The organism is Streptomyces hygroscopicus (assembly GCF_026168105.1).
Taxonomy (GTDB): domain Bacteria; phylum Actinomycetota; class Actinomycetes; order Streptomycetales; family Streptomycetaceae; genus Streptomyces; species Streptomyces hygroscopicus_D.
Genome location: NZ_LBMW01000030.1, coordinates 1 through 19,950, shown reverse-complemented (window position 1 = coordinate 19,950; position 19,950 = coordinate 1). Strand labels below are relative to the sequence as shown.

Here is a 19,950-nt window from a genome sequence, read left to right as displayed (position 1 = left end):
GGGCACTGCGTCGTCTGGTCCAATGTTCTGTGGCAGCTTGGCGCATCGGGTCCCAGGACCACAACGCGTGCGATCCGGTCGGCTGTCGTTTCGGAACGGACGTCACGTGATTGCCGCGCTGTTGGGTGAGGACGATGCGGCCGAGGAGTGGCCGGGAGTCTGCGTGAGGCCGCACCGCCAGATGGCATAAGCGGTCCGTGACGGCGAGGTAGAGGAATGCCGCAGTACGGGGTTTTGCAGCAGTGCGTCGTACGCGAAGACGCGGTGGGGCACGGCCTGGTGGGTGGGCCGGGGGCCGAGAACGGTGCGAGTGATGGCACCAGCAGGGCGGACGCCCATGATGAGCAGCCGCGCGCTTCCGTAAACGACGCCATCAGGACGCCCGTCACCCTTGCGCTTCACTGAACATGCGCGGCGACGCGTGTCTGCGTACGGTCACAATGGCCGGGCTCTGACAGGACAGCCGGGCTCAGCGGTCCCGCGCCCCGTTTCGCACGCCGCGCGGGACCGCACCAGACGACAGCTTCGGGAGACGTTCGGTGATCGCGAACGCCTCCCCGCTCATGTTCCATCCCGCGCAGCCCTGGAGTGCGCGACTACCAGGACTGCGGAGCTCTCCTCATGCTCCCTTGGCGGCTGACCCCTGCGATTCAGCGCCGGTCCCTGACTGTGCTCCCTCTCGCCCACGGGTGGGAGGGAGCATCGTCATGCTGCTTCGGCGACGTCGCTCCGCTCGGCCTGGATCGCGGCCGCCCACTCCACGACCAGTGCCTTGTATTCCGCCCGCTCGTCAGGCGTGAACGGGCGCCCGCCGGCGCGTTGCCAGAGGGCGCGGATCCGGTCGTTCAGCTCACTGGAAGACCGCGCCGAAACGCGGCCGTTGGGCTTGGGGCACATGGCCCAAGTCTACGGGCGGCCGCTGTCAGCGCAGGGCTTCGATGGCCTGAACGATCAACGCGCGAGCGTCCGCCCCGTACACGGCCATGCTCCGGAGCTGCTGGAAGGACTTCAGGTACAACTCGACCTCGGAAGGCTGGGTGATGCGGACGCGGGCGGATTGCAGCTCCACGGAGACGAGGGCGTCGTCGTAGACGTGGAACAACTCCTGCGGCCATAGCGCGCGTCGGCGGGTCGCGCTGGGGATGATGCCCAGCGACACCGACGGTAGGGCGCCGGCGGTGAGGAGGTAGCCGAGCTGTGCGGCCATCGCGTCTTCGTCGCCCAGCTGGTAGTGGAGAACGCCCTCCTCGATCACCATGACGAACCGGTGTCCCGGCTGATGGATGACCTTCGATCGTTCGAGCCGGGCGGCAGCAGCCTCTTCGGCGTCGTCGGGGATGTCGAGCAACTGGGCTGTGGCCGAAAGTACCGCCCGCGCGTATCCCTCGGTCTGGAGCAGGCCGGGCACCAAGGTGGGCGAGTAGATCCGAAATAGCGCCGTCGCCTGGTACAGCTCGACATAGCTGTCCTGAAGCCGCTTCAGGCCCGCGCGGATCTTTCGCTTCCACTCGACATACGCAGATTCGGCGGTCCGCGACTGGACGATGAGGTCCTCGGCCTGGTCCTCGGCGCCGCAGGCCCGGCACCACCGGCGGATATCGTCGGGCGTGGGCGGCGTGCGCGCGTTCTCGATGCGAGACGTCTTGGGATGGGTCCAACCGCAGCGCACGGCCAGCTCAGTGCCTGTGATGCCCGCATCGGCGCGCAGGTCTCGCAGGCGCTGCGCGACCCGTTCACGCGCTGCCTGCGCCGACGAGGACGGGGAGATGGGCATGAGCCGGCCTGTGCACCTTCCGTACTAGCTGATCTTGTATTCCTCGTGTGGGACTGCCCGCTCCCACACGGCCTCGAAGGCGTCGGCGCACAACTTCGCCGCAGCCGGGTCCTCGCTGATCTCCCCGCCTGCGGAGGCGCCGTCACCGGTGAAGTGATTCCACCGGATCAGCCGGCCATCGATCAGCCAGAAGTCGTTACCCGGCAGGGCGATGTCCGAGGCGCGCCGGCGGGCGAGCCACCGTACTTGCTCACCCGCTGCCATGTTGACGTCGGTGGCTGCGTGCTCGTACCGGATGTACTCGCTCACCGGCTCGGACACGATGCGGGCCCGGCGCACCGCGACGCCGCGCGCCACGGTGCGGCGAATCAGCTCCACCCACGGAGCCCAGTAGGAAGAGCCGGGATCTGCGTCGCGTTCTCCGGTGCGCTTCCAGCGGGCGAAGTCGTCGGCCTCGCTCGCAACCCCGTAGGTGTCCCTCATTTCCAGGTGGACCGCCGAGCGCTGCGCGCCGTCCAGTAGCTCATCGAAGCCCGGCACTTTCCGCGGCATCGCACGCCTTCCTCACGATCGGCACCATGCGGGCCGGGATACGGACAACTGCCTCGTCGTCGGGGATGCCCACCGCGTGGCCCGGCATCTCGAACGCTGCGCATTCCGCCTCGAGTTCCGGGTCAGGCTTCCATCCCTGGATGATCAGTTCCTTGCTGCTTTCGTCGACCCACACTGTCGGGCTCTCGCCCTGGCCGGTGTTGGGATCGATCCCGATGAACCGTAGTGTCATCGCCGCCTCCGGCGCTCTTGGTGTGCACGGATGTACACCACGCTCCGCCCTGGGGGGTACAGGGTCAAGAGAGCGAAGCGGCCACCACCTAGGGACAGCGCACCGCCGTGAACATTGATGAACATTACTGGAAGTGCCGCACATCGCACTTCTACGGTCGGGCGTGACGAGAGAACCCCGGCGAGGCGGTGAACCTCCCGGGGTGTGGCCGACGCCCAAGGAGCGCCGACATGAAACAAGCTACCGCCCACCGGCCGCCCGGCGCAGCGATCGACCTCCTGGTCCTCCCCGACCTGGCCACCCTCTCGGAAGAGCAGGTACGCGGCATCACATGCGTCTGGGACGGTGTCGCCCTCCGCGCAGGCGCGGCTGTCGACCTCGGCCCCCGCACCGCGGGACGCGCGGGCGCGGACGTTCAGTGGTTCCCCCGCGGGTGCCGCCACTGCGCTGGGCAGCGCGCGTACCACGCACTGTTCGACCATGCCTCGGAATGCGAGCACTGCCTCAAGCAGCCCACCGGCTGCGCGATCGGCGACGAGCTGCGGCGCCTGGCGAGAGGGGCTCGTCTGTGATCTGCGTGCGCTGTGACATGCCGATCCGGGCCGGGTGAGGCGTACACGTCGTACGACACCGTGTCTGTGTCGGCTGGAGGCATCACGGTCTTCCGGCACAAGGCTCCTTGTAAGCGGGTCCGGCTTCAGACTGCGCCCGTGTCCTCTTCGATGGCCTACCACCGCGCGAGCCGCCGGCTGCGTCGGTAGCGGCGCCTGCCGCTGGGCGCCCCCGCCCCGCGGCGCCCCCCAAGACCCCGCCTTGCCGTGATCTGGAAACCATGGTGCCCATTGCCCCGCCGGTTGGGGCTCCTGCCCGTTACCACGTGGCCGTCGCCCTCAGGGTTCGGCGGCCATCAACTCGCCGCCCGGCAGTGCAAGGTGGTGCATCTTCGGCCCCTCGCGTCGGTGTAGCTCGTGCAGGGCAGGGGCTGACTGTCAACCTTTTTGTTCGCCGGGCCGTAGATGAAGGTATGGAAGATTTCCAGAAGGTCCCTGAGACCGCCAGTGACGTGGATCAGGTGTTGGTGCAGTTGCGGAAGGCTGAAGAGCTGCGGCAGCAGCTATTGCTGCGGGAACAGGCGCTCGAGGATGCGTGGCAACAGTTGCAGCAGCAGGAGGCCTCACAGATGCCGATGTCTCGGGAGCAGCAAGAGTGTTTGCGCGGGGAGCAGTTCCAGATAGTGGTGTTGCTGGAAAGCCTGAGACAGGATATGGCGCGGCTGGAATACAGCCTGCAGGAGCTCTCGCGGCTGGTTCAGCCGATCAGCGCCCCGAGTCGGTCCGCCACTCGGGCCCGGATCGACCCGGTGGCTCGAAGGCCCACCACCTCGCGCGCAAACAGGCGCGCTCGCTGAGGGGTCTTGGCCGGCGATTTGGCAGGTAGATCCCTGATCTGCTAGATCCCTGATCTGCGCCGTGTGGGCGCAGGCGGCACAGTGGACCTTCCTGAGCCTGCCCGGCATGGGGCCCAGGCTCGGGGTCGACATCGTCGCGGCCACTGGACGCGACCTGACGGACTTCAGCAGCGCGGACCGCCTTGCCGGGTGCGCCGGCCTGGCCCGTCAGCCACACCTCGCCGGTGAGATCGCCGCCGTGGCCCGCGCGCCCTTGCGGGACGTGGCGGGGGTGGAGTGCAATGCCCGACGCACGCTGGGCAAGCGGCGCGGTTCCTCGGCCATGAGATCAGGACCCAGCGCGCCGACACGAAGATCACCCGGGACCGCCGGATGGTCAACGGGAAGATCGGCCTGTTCGTGCCCCGGGGCGCTGTCCGCAAGCGGTGCGCCCGCCATACGGAGCGGGGGAAGCCGGCGATGCGGGGCGTGTTACTTCACGACGAGGATTTCACCATCGTCGCGAAGTACGGGTCGGAGTATCGCGGGTTTGTCCAGTACTACCTTCTTGCCCAGGACGTGTATCGCATGGGCCCGCTGCACAGCGCCGGCGGATACTGGCCGCCGGACGAGAGCCGCGCCACGGCGAGCGGACCGTGGCGTCGGTGGCCGCCGAATGGGGCTATTCGTCGGAGACCGCGTTCGGCACCGCGTTCAAACGGATCACCGGCATCTCGCCGACGCAGTACCGCAGCGCTCCGCTCGCAGCGGTGACCGCGAGGCCGGAGGGCTGGCTGGAGGCCGGGTCGTGGAGCAGCCGGGCGAAAGTGACGAGCCCGGCCCCGGCCAGCAACTCGGCGAACCGGTCCACCGGCCAGCTATAGGCGGGCGTCACCTTGTGGTCGAAGCGGACCGGCTCCGATCCGTCGGTCGCGAAGAACGAGACCAGGAGCAGGCCGCCTGGTGCCAGGACACGTACCTGCTCGGCGAGCAGCGCGGGCAATTCCCCGGGCGGGGTATGGATCACCGAGTAGTGGGCCAGCACGCCGCCGAGCGCGCAGTCCTCGATCGGCAGGGCCTCCATCCGCGCCTCGTCGAACCGCAGCGCCGGATGGGCCCGCCGGGCGTGGTCGACCATAGCCGGGGAGAGGTCGAGCCCGAAGGCGTCCAGCCCCAGGTCGTGCAGCATGGCCGTCAGATGTCCAGGCCCGCACCCGACGTCGGCCGCCCGCGGGTTCCCCGTCCCGCGCACCAGCTTGCACAAACCATAGGTGCCACCTCAGCCCCCCCATGGTGCGGCCTCTCCGATGTTGAGGCGTGGACGACCGGTGTTGAGGCGTGGACGATGTGTGCGAGTGCACTGTCCCATCGGTATGCGCGGGGGATGACGACTGAGCGGGAACAGGTGGCTGGAGAGCCAAGAGACGAGCAAGAGAACGGTTGTCTTCGTAAATTGCTTTACGTACCTGATCATTCGGATTCATTAGCGCAGCTGCCTTGTTCTGTGCCGCAGCGGCCAGGTTCGACAGCGCCGAGTGATTGGCCTGGAAGTCTTGAGCCGAAACATTCCTTTCCTTATAGAATCTCGCCTCGAAGACTGTGAGCGGAATGCGCCCGTTGTTATCGACTGGCACTACTGTAGAAGTGAACATGTCCGTCAGAGCGGTCGGCCTCTGGTAGTTTTCCACCAGCCCACTGCAGACAAGGTCGCCGACCGTGCGTTCCTCATTAATGGCAAGGCGGACAGCGCTTGGGCGGTCTGCCGTTATCCCCATATGACCCCTGATACTGTTGTAATCTAAAACTTGAGCGGGGTGGTCACGGGAATAACTGGAATCGAACTCTCCAATGATGCTCCGGGCGTTTTCCGTCAGCCATTGACGAGCATCTGGGGCCAACTGCCCAAGAAGCGAGTTAGGATTATGCCGTACGAGCGCCAATGCGTGATCCTTGACATTACCCGGATAGGTTGAGGTTGATGCGTGGGCGGCTGCCGCGCCGAGTGAGTAGAGCACGGCTGCCGCCCCGCGTACCTCTTGAACTGTGCGATCCGGAATCTGCGCATAGCGTGCTGCGTAGAGCGCAATAGACGACGGGGCGCTCCTCCCGAAATATTTTTGATGAGCGAACCTGGCGGCGACATTGTCGGCGAAATTCAGAGCTGATTTAAGGTTCTTCCGTGCATCATTCAACTGACCTTGATTATCCGTATGCCTCCTGGTCTGAGAATTCAAATACTGAAATAGATCATAGCCGGCGGAAAGCGGGACCCCAATGTTGTAGTGAATGCTATGGGTTCCAGTACGTGCAGCTCCGATTGGGGGCGGGCCTATCGAGGCAGTTCGCCCGAGCTCCGTCAACGACCAGCCATTCCGGGATGGCAGAAGATCCCCTAGAGGTACAGAAGTCGTACTGCCAGGAATGCCTGGCACGGCGCGCATAGTTGATTCAAGGCCGGCGAACGCCCAATGAAGATCGGCGGCGGAGTTCGGATAGCTTTCGTATGGGGCATCCGCACATATGCCGACAATTACCTCAGGGATTACAACCTCCTCGACCTCGATTATCTCTTCCCCCGCTCTTCGAGCCGAATCTTCGCTCTGAAATCGGCGACCAGTGCGACCGATGAAGACGTCTTCGTTTTCGGCTACCAGTTGAACGTGGAGGCCACCTGGCACGCGAGGGAGAATTTCTGCAAGTAATTCTCCGCGGAGATCCAGCGGCTCCCCGTCGGAAGCCAGTTGCAGTATATTGGGGAATTCTGCCTCGATGGCTGATCCCATTGACTTCCTCCATTTCTTGACGTGTTCGGTCGCTATCTCCAGTGAGTTCAACCGCTTCTATTCTTGCATCTGTTTTGCATTCGTGTTGCGGCTGCTTTTTGGGTAGGCCCAACCGTCACTACGGTTTTCCTGTGCCATAAGTTCATCCAGGCGAGCCTCCTCTGAGGGCATGGCCGTTCCCACGGCGCAAGGCGCCGCACTTGTTGCGGCGTTCAGCTGGTGGGTGCCGTGCTGACGACAGGATCGATGTTCGGCCCGGCCCCTCCACGCCAGCTTGCACGACCTGAGATACGCCACTCGCAGCGATTCAGTGGCTGAATGTCCTTCCCTGCGCGGAGGCTGACCGGCACCAACAGCCCACGCCTACGAGACAGCCGAACCCCGCCGGAGCCGTTCCCGGCGCCCACCCGATGCGACAGCATCATCATATTCCTGCCACCAGCCCACCAGCTGATACAAACCGCATCCACAGTCCAACGGCCTGTTGCGAAAAATTGAGACTATGCGCGACCGACCTTATCTCCCGGGTAAATTAGTGCGCTCTACTACAGAGTTCCGCTGACTCCGGCTTGACGATGAGGGTGTGACGACATATTGAGGGTTTCCAGCAAAAGGCTGCATCATCGCCGCAGCAGCCAATGCATCTTGGTCAGCAATGACAGACCGGTTGAATTTTTCGGGAAGCGCCCGACCCGTTGTGGGCGTAGACGCCGGGCGAGCTGGCAAAGGCCCGCCGAGCGCTCGATATAAATTCCACTGATCCTGAGTACTTGCACCATTAAATGTTGCATTGGTGAACATTTCGGCAACGAACTCGTGTGGATTTCTCGAACCATATTCGCTGACGTTATTGGCGGTCCGCTCATACTGTGGAGCGAGTTTGGTGTGAAATAAGTCGCCGAAGGACTCTGGAGCCTGCATAAAGTGCAGGCAATGCCCCATCTCGTGCACTATTGCTGCAGATGCGTTACCGAGTTTCAATGCGACCGAATTAGGTGCACTCGTCGGCGGCGAGGTGCTTAGAAGCTCTGGAGAAAGCATGATCCTGTTCGGGGCGTAAAATTCCGCGAGTGAATTCCATGCGCCATCCACCTTCAAGCTGGGGAGGTGGATGCGTCTAGTGTATTTAGGAAGGTAGAACTGCAACGGCGAAGGAAGTGTGAAGCCTGCGTCGTGCACACGGGATACCGCGTGAATAATCTGTGCGATTCGCCGATCCCTTATATCATCCAGCTCGGCAGGGTCGGCAAACACCACTAATTGAGCCGTGTCGGTGTTTATCGATATTGTGACGGCAATCCGAGGGTCTGAATTGGTATCATAAGAGCTATTCTTGTCGGCCTGCCCAAGGAACGACCGAATTTCGGGAAATTTCGCACGCGATTCCGCGGTGTAGGAATTTGCTTCTCCTTCTCTGCCAAACACTCCCGCTTTCCGTTGAATGTTTTGCATGTGTTCCGAAAATAGAGCATCGGCTTGCTCTATCCCAATTTCTTTTGCTTGCTTCAGGGTGCCGTCCTGGCTTCGACTACGTAGATATGCCTGAGATATCGGATGCCCAAGATTTAGTCGCTTTGGGGATTTCCGTATCGCATACGGTGCGAGGTTTGGATTTATAGTTTCGAACAGTACGACTTGCTCTGGCGTTAGCATGGGGTCGCTCCGGTCAAATAGTATCGACATTCTCGAAGTATTCTGGCTTCGATCTTTCGTGACGGCTCGTCGGTTCAAGTGGTGAGCCGTTTCGGTTGGTTCGGCCGGTGGTGGGCAGGCTCTCGCATCGGGTGGGCGCGGGGTTCCACGCTCCGGTCGTGGTGGAATTGCTCGTAGGGACGGGACGCTGCAGGTCAGCCGGGGCACCGATGCCGGACCCCGACTGCCTGAAGGAATGAGCCCGTCACCGACCCGACGGCTTTCAGTCTCTCGTTGGTCAACGAGACGGTCCCCGTCGACTTTTCTCAGCTGCCGACGCCCCAGCCGGAGCGCCTGTCCCTGCACTGGCCTGCCGGGTCCGAGAAGGAGTTCCCGTAATTCGGCTGAGCGCTGCTGCCACTAGCCGCTCGGCTTGGCGCGTCTCGTCGAGATATTCGCGGGCTATGTCGTGCAATTTAAAGAGTTGCTCAACGCGACCGACTCGGGTTTGCCTCGTTGACGCCTCCTCAACATAGGGCACGTTGAACATATCTTCCCTCAGGAGGCTCATATCTTGACCTTGAAGGGCCGTGCCTTGCGCGCCGAGCTGAAGCGCGTCCATAATCTCGAAATCTGAAAATCCTTCTGATTTGGCCGCGAGGATTTCCAGGGCGTTATACATTGTCTGATTGAAAGGGACTTCATCGAATGCAGCGGTTACATCATCGACGGTTATTCTTCCGTTGTTGGGCATTTCAGCTCCATTGTCTGACCGTTTACTGTAGTACAGGAGATGTGCCGTCCTGCTGTAAAGGTGAACGGCCTAACCTGGCAGGACGGTTCAGTCTCGCTTCGTCAGCAGACGTGATTTGACCGAAAATAGACCACTTGTTGAACCTCTTTCATCCTGTCCCGGCCGGGTGAAATGGGCTGGTCAGACGGGGTGACATGGCGAAGCCCCTCGTCATTGGTTGGTGATCTCACTCAACACGCCGACTACCTCAACTGACCCGCGCCCCTCCGACTGGGCCACGGTCCCCGGCGCCGCCACCCAGTACCGGCGTTTTGGGGGACGCTGTCGGCCGCAACGAACTCGATGAGATGGCCCTGTACTACCGGGTCAGGGCCTACCGCGACATCGGAGACGGCCAGGAATCGCGCCGCGGATACCAGCAGGTCGCCGACGGCAACGGTCACCTGGCTCCCGCCGCCCCACGCGGCCTCGCCCAAGCCGCCCAACTCTCCGGCGACAGCGCACGCCGCCGCCCAGAGGCTGGGATGGGAAGGACGCCATCAGCGCGTCTTGGGCGACTTGTGGTGGCTGCAGGGAGAACCGGAACGCGCGGCCGCCGCCTACCTCGCCGGGCACGCGGAAGCCGAACAGCACGCCAAATCCGGTGAGGCGGCACACCACCAAGCCCTGAGCGCCCTCGCCGTCGCCTTCTACGACCCCCACCAGGCAGACGACGAAATCGACCTGACCCACCAGCTCCTGGCCGGCCTCGACCTGCGCGCCACCACGATCAACGCGGCCATCGCCGCCCTGATCCGCGACGCCGGCAATCCCTCGCTCGACCACCGCATTCACACCCTGCGCACCGAGCCCGACATGGCCGCCCTCACCTCCATGACCCCCACCCTCGAACTCGCCGCTGCGTTCCACCAGGCCGTCCTCGACGACCACGACGCACTCGCCGCCACCCTCTCCCGGCTGCGCGAACATACCCAGAACGGGGACCATGCCTACTACGTCGACATCACCCACTACATGGCCGACCTGCCCCTGTCACAGGGGTCCGGCGCCCGGTGGCTCGACGGCGAAGAGGCCACTCGCCGGCGGTGGCACAGCCTGATCACCGCCCGCCGCGAATACCTGTCACGGCTGCAGGCGTTCAGCGAGCCGTGACCACCCAAGACCCGACTGGCCACACGAGCCGCGCGATCCGCCCGGGCAAGAGGATCCGCGTGTCAGGTGAGACCGAGCCGGCTGAGCGCAGTAGTCCAGTCAGTGACGATGGCCTGCTTCGGAGCCGCCAGGGTGACCTTTCGCGGAGCAGACGGCCGTGTGCAGCTTCGTCTCCACCGCCTGGCGGTCATCTTCGCCGACTCCTGCGGAGGTGCGGTGCTCGCGCCACTTTGTCCGTGGCCGAGGCGGAGCGTGCTCGAGGGTGGCAGCTGAACTTGCAGCCGGGCAGCGGTGGCAACAGCTTCACCGGAGGCTCCAGCAGCGAACTTCTCCTGCGTGTGGCACAGGTCCTTGGTGCGGACGTCGCTTCAAGCGATTTGCACCCACTGCGCTTCGGCACCCTTTCCCCCTTTTTTACAAAACCAGAGACTGGCGATAACACTTCTGGAATGTCCTACCACCTCTTCGAGGCCCGTCACCAAAAGGTCGCCCGCCTCTGCCGTCCCCAGTAGGTCACTGGGAGTCTGGCCGAAACTCAGGAGTACAGGATTTAGGTTGATCTGTGCCGTGATTTTCGAACTAAACTGGCCTCCACGGCCTTTGTCGCCCACTCCGTGTACGCCGGGACCTCCCGCATTTCCGCCATGTGCCTCAATGCCGGCTTCGTTTCCTCCGCCAAACGCGGATACACCAGCAGCCTCGCCTGTGGCACTTGCTACCACGCCTGGGGCGTTATTGCCGCCGGTGGCGACAACGCCGGGACCTCCCGTGTCCCCGCCATGTGCCTCAATGCCGGCTTCGTTTCCTCCGCCAAACGCGGATACACCAGCAGCGTCGCCTGTGGCACTTGCTACCACGCCTGGGGCGTTATTGCCGCCGGTGGCGACAACGCCGGGACCTCCTGTGCCGTGCTCACTCCCGCCGCCTGTTGCCACGACGCCGGCTCCTCCGCGCGCGTCAGTGTTGATTTTCAGGCCAGCGCCACCTGTTCCCACGACGCCTGCGCCGCCCTCGCTTTGGCCGTCGCCACCCTCCCCTTCGACACCTTTTCCGCCAGTCGATACCTCAAAGCTGACGGTCGCAGACGACGCGCCCTCACCACCTCTCGCGAAAACACCGTTCCCACTCTGATATCCCCCATACGCCTCGATGCCAGCTTTAGTGCCACTGCCTGTCGCTTTAATTCCGCTTCCACTTTCCCCCGGCGCATCCGCAACAATTCCAGTAACGTCCCCGGTAACGGAAGTCCCTGGGCCAACACGAAAAACATGGCCGCTATTATAGCTGCCCTCGTAAAGGGTGGTCAGGATTTCCGTTGCCGACTGGCACTCGTTAATCAAGCCAGCGGACAGATCATCGCCGGACTCCGTTGCGGCCATTAAAGCACCTCCATTTTCTCCATCGCTCCAATAAGCCAGTGAAACTAGTATCGTGGGCGATGAGATGAGCAGCATCCGGAGAACCGCCGAGAGTGTTACTCGCCCACCAGTCGTTGATGGTCGCGAAAGGGTTCCCAAACAGAGAGATGCCTCGTGACCTGCGATGACCAGACGCGAAGGACCGTCCGTCGAGAGCGGGGACGGTCCTTCGCGTCCGTGGGTACACATCACCACGACGCGCGGAAGGTGTCCCTGCGTCGCAGCCCATCGGTGGTTCTCCCGAGGAGGCAATGCCTGAATCGACTGCGGCCGGTGCTGCTGGAGTGGTCGAACCGTTACGATCACCTGCGCGAGGTCACCCGCGACGACGAAATCGACCTCGCATACCAGCTCCTGGCCAGCCTCGACCTGCGCGCCACCACGATCAACGCGGCCATCGCCGCCCTGATCCGCGACGCCGGCAATCCCTCGCTCGACCACCGCATTCACACCCTGCGCACCGAGCCCGACATGGCTGCCCTCACCTCCATGACCCCCACCCTCGAACTCGCCGCTGCGTTCCACCAGGCCGTCCTCGACGACCACGACGCACTCGCCGCCACCCTCTCCCGGCTGCGCGAACATACCCAGAACGGCGACTACGCCTACTACATCGACATCGCCTCCTTCATGGCCGGCCTCCCCCTCCTCTCCGACCACACGCGCCGCACTGGCTGGACAGCGAGCAGGCCACCCACACCCGATGGCGCACGCTCGTCACCGCCCGCCAGCACCGCCTCCACAACAACCAGTAGCAGCAAAGGGGATACGGCAGCCCGTGCTGCGTCCCAACCATCTGGCCTGCACACATACGGCTGCGGCCGCCGCACACCTGGCGTGTTCGCAGGCCGCAGCCCTGAGGAAGATCAGCTGATTCAGATGGCGTCCGGGTCGACGCCCTGCGCACGCGCGAGAGCGAACAGAACTCGCTCGATCGTGTCCAGGCACGCCATGCCCAGCGTCCTGCCAGGCGCGCGCACCTCGATCAGCCGCCCCTCTGAACAAGCAGCACCGACATGATCAGGCAGAAGATCGGTAGGCGCTACGGGTATGCCGGTGCGATGCCGCAGGCGACCTCGCTTCTGCCTCGGAGAGCAGGCAAAGTCCGGCCCCGTCGGGCCGTCACCAGGTGACACCCTTCCCGATCAGTCCCAAAGTCCGGCCGCCGTCCGCCACCGGTGACACGCTCTCGTCACCGCGCGCAGCAACCACCCGCACGCGCCAGTCGTGATCTGGCAGAAGTAGGCGTGGAGGTCCATCCGGACAACTGGACCGGGCAGACCTCCAGTCGCAGGACAATGAGGAGAGCTGCACGCACGAGCTAAGGGCTGGCCGGTGCGGACCGTGTTCCGGAGAGGTGCGGGCAATTAGCTGTCGATTCCGAATCCCTCGCAGAGGGGGCCGGCCACGGCATGCGGTTTTCGTTTTCCGGGACCGGAACAGTTGTGTTTCGTTTACGGAGGTGGATGCAGCGAGGGGACTCCGGCCGGTAGCAGGATTCCCCTCTATCCACCCGCACGATGCACTGCCGCGTCCGGGAAAGGGATGACTGCGATTTACTGGTGCGGGGGTTCCGCTGGTTCAGCTCACCACCGCCCTGGCTGCAGCGCAAGATCTTCCGGTCTTCGGAAGCGTTCCGAACGGCGAACGGGCAGGTCACGGCGGGCCAACCAGCTCACTGGGCAGGCTTGATGGTGCTTCGCAGGCCTGTCGCGCAGTCGGCTTCCGGGTGCAGTGTGAAGGATTCGGAGGCCGGAGGAGGCGCCGTGGGGATGCTGGTGAAGGGCCGCGAATCGAGCGGAAAACGAGAGTGGCGGTTCCTTGGACGACGGTGAATGTTCGGGTTGCTTCCGGTCCTGCTGAGGGGATTGCCTCGGTCCGGGTGACGGAATTAGCTGGGCGATGTCCGCATCACGGCCGGTAACCGGATGCGGGAGTCGTATTCGTAGCGGCGAATCTTCGCCGCGCCCAGGAAGAGGGGACTAACTATGTCAGTCAGCATTACGCGTTGGCAGCGCCGGCCGTCGACGTCACCGGATCACGTTCTTTGCGGAGCGGGTCTCACGCCCGGGCACCGGATCACCGTCTTCACGGTGATCTTGCTGGTGGTGATCGTCCTCGTGTGCAGCGGGCACTCCGCCAGCGACGCGCTCGGGCTGGTCATGGCGGCCGGAGCTGCGTCCGCGCAGATCGGTTTCTGGCTGAGCGGGCAGCGCATGGCCGCCGGCTCTCCTGGAGGCGTGTGATGACGCAGCCGGAGGACGGGCAGCCCACACAGGGCGGACACGGGATGTGGCCCGGCCCGGGGCGCGTTCGCACGCAGAAGGAGTTACGCGACGCACTGGGCAAGCTACGCGAGCGCCGGAAGTCACGTACAGGGACGTGGCGGAGGCCAGCGATGACGGCTCCGGCAGGAAGCCGACGACCACAACGATCTCACACGGTCAGCCGACCGGACTCCGGGTCGTAGCCGACGGCGACGACGGGCCCGGCGAAGTCGGGGGCAATGGCCTCCCACCGCTCCCGCAGCGTGGCGTCGGCGGCCGGGAGCTCCCAGTCCCTCTCGGTCACCAGCGCGCCGATCGCGGCACCGAGGCCCATCGGCTCGCGCCCGTCCCGCCGGACCACCGGTGACGCCGTGCGCGGCTTCGCCTTCGCCGTAAGGCTGTTGCTGTTCCACGAACCGGCCCGTGAACAGGCGCCTCGCCGACACGTCGCCGTAGCGGTCGATGTGGTCGAGCACGACCTCGTGGTCGCGGGCGGCGCGCGTGCGCCGGTCCAGGACCTGCTCGCGGGTCAGGTCCTCAAGGACCAGCTCCTGGTCGACGACGGCGGCCTCCGGCTCCGGCGCGGGAGCGGCGGGCGCCGTGCGCCGTGCGCCGTGCGCCGTGCGCCGTGCGCCGTGCGCGGGGCGGGTAGCACGACCGGGGCCGCCGACGCGGCCACCGCTCCCTGGCCACCGGAAGGTAGTCCCCCACCTGCAGTGCCTCGTCAAGACACGCCCGTTCCACTGTTCACCTCTGCCGTCATCCAAAGGCACGGTAGGGACCATCCCCGCGGGTTGAGGGGAGCAGCTGCCAGGCGAGCCACTCCTCGAGGGCAGGGAGGGACCATCCCCGCGGGTGCGGGGATGGTCCCGAGGCCCGCTTCCACGTCCCCGCCCCCGATCCGTGCTCCCCGCACGCGCGGGGATGGTCCCCACCGGCCCAAGTTCCGCGGGCAGGCGACAGGCCACCGCCGATCACGTGGGGATCGTGGGCCTGCGCGTCGGCTTCGCGCTGGCCGGACGCCTCATGGACGTCCCGGAGCACTGCGGGATCGTCGGCCCCGCTGATGGCAGCAAGGCCCGTGACGTCCTGGTCAAGCCGGACGCTTGGGACGACGTCCTGCGCGAACTGCGCGCCGAGTTCACCCTGGCCGCCGACGACTGATCACACCCCCAACACGCGCGTGGGCCCCGCTCTCCGCCGGGGCCCGCGCTTTCGCTGCCTGGGCGCGCCCATCCGGGCGTCGCCTCCTCACTCCTTGGAAGGACTTGCCGTGATCGTCTCCGTATCCGCTGCCCTGCTGCTGTTCATCGTGGTGGTCATGCTGCTGCGGCAGGGCTACGTGCGTATGGGATCCGCCCTTGCCTGCAGCGCGTTCGGCTTCTTCCTCGCCTCCACCGGCATCGCCCCCGCGATCAGCGCCCTGCTGCGTGCCGTCGCCCAGTTCGCCTCGCTCCACTGACCTGGCTGGAGGCCTGCCATGCCCGCTTCCCTGCACCCGGACCACGCCACACGGCAGGCCCCGCCGACGGGCACCGCTCAGGCCGGCAGCGACCGAAGCGACTTGAGTCTGGAGGCACGGCTGGCCGCCGTGGACGCGGCCATGTCCGTATGCCTGGACGAAGCCGCCGTCGCCTACGAGCGTCTTGGCATTGCTCTGCAGGCTGAAGCCCTCCTCGCGCAGCAGGTCGCCCACCGTGTCCGCGGAGATCCTGTGGCCCTGCCGGGTCAGCTGCTCGGCCAGCTTGCGGGTGGATTTGGTGGTCCAGCGCAGCGGCGACATGGGATCTCCGCGGACGTCGGGCTCGACCAGCGTGAGGAGTGCCTCCCGAACGGCTGGGTTCAGGTCGACGACGCGTCTGCGGCCGGCGCCAGGCCGACGGACACGGCCCAACGGAGCCTCCCCGGAGCCGAGTTCCCGCACTCCGGCAGACACAGTGGCCTCACGGACACCGGCGGCACGAGCGACCGCTCTGATCCCGCCGTGGCCGAGGGACTGGGCCTCCGCCCCTATCAGCAGGCGACGCTGCCGCTCGTCGAGGTGCGGCAGAATCGCCTCGAACTTGGCTGCCAGCGCGGTCCGTTGCCCATCCAACCCGCTCATGCCAGACCAACGAACCACCAGGCAGAAAGCCACGAGTTAAAGATCTGCACGTCCTAAGTCACTGGTATCAAGCCTGAATTCCATGCCACAGGGAAGTTGAAGTACGTGTTGGGGAAAGGTTCCGGCTTGTACGTGTAGTGCCACCACTCCTCGGGCAGGTTGACGAACCCTTCTGTCTCGAGTGTGCTCTTGAGGAACTGCCGGTTCCTCTTCCGAATGCCCTGAACCCGAGGATCATCGGTATGCGCAAGGGTGTCGAAGTAGTCGAATCCAGTGCCCATGTCCAACGAGTTGTCCGGGAACCGCGGGTTCTGAGGCGCATAGGACGGCACGAGCGACTGATCTGGCCGATAGGGCGGAGTGGGTCGCGCGGGCAGCTTCACAATCGTCAGGTCCGCCGTACTGCCCCGGCTGTGCCCTGACTTCTCCGCGATGTAACCGTCCGCGAACAGCCGGTCTTTGGCAACGCGCGGATAGAATTCCGCCTTCATTCGGGTATCGTCGAGATCCTTGGCCCACCGCACGAAGTGATCGACGGCCCGTTGTGGCCGGTAGCAGTCGTACACCTTCAGCGAGTAGCCCTGATGCAGAAGCTTCACCTGCGCCCGGTGCAACGCCTCCGCGGCGGGTCGGGTGAGAATACACACCGGCTGCTGATATCCATCGATACGCTCGCCCACGAAGTTGTGCCCCGTGACGTAACGCATCTCTTCAATGATCGTGGGGTCCACGGAACGGAGCGCGACGAACTCTTTCGGAGACTTCAGCTCGGGCGCAGCCTGGGCGATAATCGCGGCCTGCCGGTTTTGGGCATTCGCGGCCCCACCACGACCGCCCTGACCCGGGAATCTTGTTGTGAGCCCATCGGTCGCGCTGATCGTCGCCGCCGCTCCGGCAAGTGGAGCAGGTTCTTTCTTACCGAAAGGCACCATTTCACCGCGCCGATGTCTAGCCAGTATGCCTGGCATGCTGTTTCTGGCACTGACACCAACGGATAGATCCTGAGCAAGGTTCAGCACAGGAGATTCCCTTCTGGCAGCCCGGGCAGCCAGCGCCTCCAGCTACTCGGTGGATGCCAGGGGCGGTCAGACCGGGCAGGTGCCACCGGGTACGCGGCTCAGACCGCGCCGCGCAACGCGGCCAGCACCGACTCGCGCGACGAATGCCCCAGCGTGACCACGACACCGTTGATCTCGTTGTGAGTTCGGGCGAGCTTGGTCGTGAGGCGGTGGTTGAGGTCCCGCAGCCGGGCGATTCGCGCGGCGCGGGGAACCAGCTGCCGGCCGGCAGCCAGGGCTGCGGCCCGTCGCCGCTCGAACTCCTCTTTCAGGTCGCCCCAGGTGCGATAGAGGGATGCGCGGGAGATGCCCGCCTCACGGGCAAGCGTCTTGACGTCGCAGGCGCCGCCAGGCGGAATCTGCCCGGCCGGCAGCCGTGGTCGACGCGATCAACAACCGACGCCGTCAGCGCATGGAGTGGGCGTAACGTCGCCCGTCGGAGCGGCCGTGCCGGAAGGGGACTTATCGCAGGTCGCGCCGGTCGAGGCGGTGGATGAGGCCAGGGCGGCGTCGATTGGCCTCGCGTAGGCGAGTCAGGCGCTGCTGGAAGTCGGTGTGCCGTCCGGTGTAGGCGTAGGCGTCGCGTAGTTCCGCGAGGAGGGTGACGGCCTGGTCGTAGGCGGTGGTCTTCTTGGTGGCGATGTGTGTCTCGATCTGCTGCCAGGCGGATTCGGCCTCGCTCGCGAGGGCGGTCAGGCGCTGGGCGCGGGCAGTGGCCCGTTCTTGTTCAGCGCGCCGCCTGCGTTCGGCGCGCAGGGTATGGGCCGCATCCAGGAGCTGGGCGGCGCAGCGGCGCCCGGTGACCGGGGCGGGGGCGCCGGCGCCGCCTTGCAGGCGGTGCAGGAGTCCGGTGCGCAATCCGGGCTCCGGGCCGAGGGCGAGCCGCAACAGCAGAGCGTCCTTCTCCTTGGGGGACAGCGCGGCGATCAGCAGGGCGAGTTCCTTCTTCGTAGGCCTGACCGGCTTCTTGGGCGCGGCGGGACTGGTTTGAGCCGCGACCGCGAGCAGATCGCCATCCACACGCAGGAAGTCCGCGAGCGCGCTCTGCGCGGCAGTCAGTTCGCCGAGCCCGGCCGGGACGGGCGGCTCCGGGCAGGCTTGATATTCCTCTTCGTCGTCGTCTTCGAGTTCCCAGGCGGCGAGCGCGGACAGCCAGGCGAGGTAGAGGGGGCGCAGATCGCCGGTGGCGAGTTCGTCGCGTACGCCGATGAGGGCGGCCAGTGAGTCGTCAGCGCCCTCGGCCCAGTCGCCGCCCTCGTCGTCGCTGGTCATGTCGAGCAGGAGGTGGGTGCGGGTGGTCGATACCTCGACGTGGTGATCGAGGCAGTAGGGCTGCACCGTGGGCAGTTTCAGGGTCTGCTTGGGCAACCGGAGCATCAGCTGGTGGGTGCCCCAGTTGGTGACGTAGAGATGAGCGTCGAAGTAGCGCTCGACCATTCGGCGTGGATCGCCGCTCAGGTCACCCCAGTTGTAGGTGTTGACGAAGCTGGTGGCGGTGATCCGGGCCCGGGTGGAGATGGCCCGCAGATGCTCCTGCTCTGCGCGGCTGAGTGGACGGTCGAGGGCCTGGAACTCGTAGTACTGGTACTCGCTCACATGGCCGACGTTATCGCCGCCGCGGGCGGGCGCGGATGGGGAGCGCACAGGGCGGCCGGAGGCGACTGGGCGTCGTACCCAGACGTTGGGTAGTAGGAGGGGGACTCACAGCGAACGAGCCGCCCGATGTCGGCGACCAGGCCGGCGGGCAGCTCGTCGGCCAGTCCGGCGCTCGGTCCGGCGGCCAGCTCGGTTGGACGACTGCCGCGAGGGGGTGGCTGACGAGCCTGGTCTGCAGGAGAGCACCCCGGCCGCGGTCGCCGTCTTCGACACGGTGCTGAACTGCCGCATGGCGCGCCGATTGCCGACGCTGGTGGACTCCACTTCCCTGATGATTGAGCGAGTCGGTCTGCGACAAGCCCCGTACGAGACGGGCGGCGGAGGCAACCAACAGGCCGTCAGGCCGACCGGCACGTCGCCGCCGCGCACAGCGAGGGTCGGGCCGCACCGATACACAAGAGCGGCCCGGCGCAAGCCATGACAGCCATGACACCAAGGCCGCCGTCACCGGCCGGTTCAACCCGGTTAAGGACGGTGCAGCGGGCCCAGGACGCCGGCCAGGACAGCCGCTCACGCAGCTCCGGCAGCGAGACATGGTCCACGGCCCCATGCGCCTTCGCCACCAGGCAGCCCGAGATGGTCGTCTCGACCGAGGGAAGATCATCCACAACGCTTGTCCAACCGACTCGCCCGGAAGCTGAAGAGAATGCTGTCGAGCCTTTCGGGCAAGGCCCGTCCGGTACCGCCGGGGGCGACAGATGCCTTCACCCGGAACCCTGCTTCCCGCCAGGCGCCGACGACGGGAACAGCTACCGAGAGCCGTGGAGCGCCGTACTCGCCATCACCGGCGGATACAGCGCGAGGCGGAGAAGACTCTGCGCACCGTCTTGCCGGACATGCTGCGCTACGAGTGCACCAAGCCGGCCGCCTGCCCCAGGGGCCGCATGCTCACCGACGACGGCGTCGGCCCGCTCAGGACGGCCAGGTCGTTCGGTCCAGGCGGACGACGACCATGGCGATGTCGTCGCCTGCGCCGCTGGCGAGGCCGAGGCGGGCGAGGAGAGCGTCGGCGAGGTGTTCCGCGCCGAACTCGGTGCAGGTGGCGAGCGTGGAGGTCAGGCGGGTCAGGCCGGTGTCGATGTCCTCACCGCGGCGTTCGATCAGGCCGTCGGTGTAGAGGATGAGGGTGTCGCCAGAGGTGTAGGTCGTGGTGGCCTGGGGGCGGGGGACGTGTTCGGGGC

18 protein-coding genes and 4 pseudogenes are annotated in these 19,950 nt (G+C 65.4%); 9 read left to right on the top strand and 13 right to left on the bottom strand.

What is annotated here, in order from left to right:
• Positions 1 to 705: 705 nt before the first annotated feature.
• From AAW14_RS25720 to AAW14_RS25705, 4 genes are read right to left on the bottom strand one after another with little or no spacing between them, the layout of a single operon-like run.
• Positions 706 to 897, bottom strand: coding sequence for a hypothetical protein (locus tag AAW14_RS25720; RefSeq protein ID WP_265566306.1), 192 nt, complete (start codon positions 895 to 897; stop codon positions 706 to 708).
• A 25-nt stretch (positions 898 to 922) separates the two neighbouring features.
• Positions 923 to 1,774 carry a helix-turn-helix domain-containing protein gene (locus tag AAW14_RS25715; RefSeq protein WP_265566305.1) on the bottom strand — a complete coding sequence of 284 codons (852 nt, stop codon included), beginning with the start codon at positions 1,772 to 1,774 and terminating at the stop codon, positions 923 to 925.
• 24 nt (positions 1,775 to 1,798) lie between these two features.
• Positions 1,799 to 2,326 carry a DUF6879 family protein gene (locus AAW14_RS25710; RefSeq protein ID WP_265566304.1) on the bottom strand — a complete coding sequence of 176 codons (528 nt, stop codon included), beginning with the start codon at positions 2,324 to 2,326 and terminating at the stop codon, positions 1,799 to 1,801.
• Positions 2,298 to 2,558, bottom strand: a complete 261-nt coding sequence (locus tag AAW14_RS25705; RefSeq protein WP_265566303.1) for a hypothetical protein — start codon at positions 2,556 to 2,558, stop codon at positions 2,298 to 2,300. Before AAW14_RS25705 ends, AAW14_RS25710 begins: the two co-directional genes overlap by 29 nt.
• Before the next feature lie 230 nt (positions 2,559 to 2,788).
• Here AAW14_RS25705 and AAW14_RS25700 point away from each other — a divergent pair, with 230 nt between their 5' ends.
• From AAW14_RS25700 to AAW14_RS39525, 4 genes and pseudogenes are all read left to right on the top strand, one after another.
• Complete coding sequence (locus AAW14_RS25700) at positions 2,789 to 3,130, top strand: hypothetical protein (RefSeq protein WP_265566302.1); 342 nt, start codon at positions 2,789 to 2,791, stop codon at positions 3,128 to 3,130.
• A gap of 452 nt (positions 3,131 to 3,582) precedes the next feature.
• Entirely contained in the window at positions 3,583 to 3,966 is a 384-nt protein-coding gene (locus tag AAW14_RS25695) for a hypothetical protein (RefSeq protein ID WP_265566301.1), read from the top strand.
• A gap of 61 nt (positions 3,967 to 4,027) precedes the next feature.
• Positions 4,028 to 4,186, top strand: a pseudogene (locus AAW14_RS39840) (transposase); the annotation flags it as partial.
• 205 nt (positions 4,187 to 4,391) lie between these two features.
• Positions 4,392 to 4,829: a helix-turn-helix domain-containing protein gene (locus tag AAW14_RS39525; RefSeq protein ID WP_322741113.1), complete on the top strand. Its 438-nt coding sequence runs from the start codon at positions 4,392 to 4,394 to the stop codon at positions 4,827 to 4,829.
• Here the strand turns inward: AAW14_RS39525 and AAW14_RS25680 are convergent.
• The 3 genes and pseudogenes from AAW14_RS25680 to AAW14_RS25670 form a co-directional block, all read right to left on the bottom strand.
• Positions 4,736 to 5,203: pseudogene (locus AAW14_RS25680) on the bottom strand (class I SAM-dependent methyltransferase); the annotation flags it as partial. The gene AAW14_RS39525 and the pseudogene AAW14_RS25680 overlap by 94 nt on opposite strands.
• A gap of 2,041 nt (positions 5,204 to 7,244) precedes the next feature.
• Positions 7,245 to 8,180 (bottom strand): hypothetical protein, encoded by a 936-nt coding sequence (locus tag AAW14_RS25675; protein ID WP_265566300.1) that lies wholly within the window; start codon positions 8,178 to 8,180, stop codon positions 7,245 to 7,247.
• 478 nt (positions 8,181 to 8,658) lie between these two features.
• Positions 8,659 to 9,114: a hypothetical protein gene (locus AAW14_RS25670; protein ID WP_265566299.1), complete on the bottom strand. Its 456-nt coding sequence runs from the start codon at positions 9,112 to 9,114 to the stop codon at positions 8,659 to 8,661.
• A 549-nt stretch (positions 9,115 to 9,663) separates the two neighbouring features.
• Here AAW14_RS25670 and AAW14_RS25665 point away from each other — a divergent pair.
• On the top strand, positions 9,664 to 10,266 hold the full coding sequence (locus tag AAW14_RS25665) for a hypothetical protein (protein ID WP_265566298.1): 603 nt from the start codon (positions 9,664 to 9,666) through the stop codon (positions 10,264 to 10,266).
• A 368-nt stretch (positions 10,267 to 10,634) separates the two neighbouring features.
• Here AAW14_RS25665 and AAW14_RS25660 read toward each other — a convergent pair whose 3' ends face one another.
• Positions 10,635 to 11,720, bottom strand: coding sequence for a hypothetical protein (locus AAW14_RS25660; protein ID WP_265566297.1), 1,086 nt, complete (start codon positions 11,718 to 11,720; stop codon positions 10,635 to 10,637).
• 237 nt (positions 11,721 to 11,957) lie between these two features.
• On the opposite strand from AAW14_RS25660, the gene AAW14_RS25655 reads away from it, so the two are divergent.
• Both AAW14_RS25655 and AAW14_RS25650 read left to right on the top strand, forming a co-directional pair.
• Complete coding sequence (locus tag AAW14_RS25655) at positions 11,958 to 12,704, top strand: hypothetical protein (RefSeq protein ID WP_265566296.1); 747 nt, start codon at positions 11,958 to 11,960, stop codon at positions 12,702 to 12,704.
• 1,073 nt (positions 12,705 to 13,777) lie between these two features.
• Positions 13,778 to 13,930: a hypothetical protein gene (locus tag AAW14_RS25650; protein WP_265566295.1), complete on the top strand. Its 153-nt coding sequence runs from the start codon at positions 13,778 to 13,780 to the stop codon at positions 13,928 to 13,930.
• 190 nt (positions 13,931 to 14,120) lie between these two features.
• Here the strand turns inward: AAW14_RS25650 and AAW14_RS25645 are convergent, their stop codons facing one another.
• On the bottom strand, positions 14,121 to 14,312 hold the full coding sequence (locus AAW14_RS25645) for a hypothetical protein (protein ID WP_265566294.1): 192 nt from the start codon (positions 14,310 to 14,312) through the stop codon (positions 14,121 to 14,123).
• Between the two features lie 632 nt (positions 14,313 to 14,944).
• Between AAW14_RS25645 and AAW14_RS25640 the strand changes: the two are divergent.
• Together AAW14_RS25640 and AAW14_RS25635 are read left to right on the top strand one after the other, a co-directional pair.
• Positions 14,945 to 15,115, top strand: a pseudogene (locus tag AAW14_RS25640) (DNA translocase FtsK); the annotation flags it as partial.
• A gap of 109 nt (positions 15,116 to 15,224) precedes the next feature.
• Entirely contained in the window at positions 15,225 to 15,413 is a 189-nt protein-coding gene (locus AAW14_RS25635; protein ID WP_265566293.1) for a hypothetical protein, read from the top strand.
• Between the two features lie 171 nt (positions 15,414 to 15,584).
• Here AAW14_RS25635 and AAW14_RS25630 read toward each other — a convergent pair.
• The 4 genes and pseudogenes from AAW14_RS25630 to AAW14_RS25615 all read right to left on the bottom strand — a co-directional run.
• Positions 15,585 to 16,055: pseudogene (locus tag AAW14_RS25630) on the bottom strand (ISAzo13-like element transposase-related protein); the annotation flags it as partial.
• Positions 16,056 to 16,108: 53 nt separating this feature from the next.
• Entirely contained in the window at positions 16,109 to 17,074 is a 966-nt protein-coding gene (locus AAW14_RS25625; protein WP_265566292.1) for a M15 family metallopeptidase, read from the bottom strand.
• Positions 17,075 to 17,575: 501 nt separating this feature from the next.
• Positions 17,576 to 18,709: a hypothetical protein gene (locus AAW14_RS25620; RefSeq protein ID WP_265566291.1), complete on the bottom strand. Its 1,134-nt coding sequence runs from the start codon at positions 18,707 to 18,709 to the stop codon at positions 17,576 to 17,578.
• Positions 18,710 to 19,681: 972 nt separating this feature from the next.
• On the bottom strand, positions 19,682 to 19,950 hold a 269-nt coding region (locus AAW14_RS25615; protein WP_265566290.1), incomplete at its 5' end, for a SpoIIE family protein phosphatase.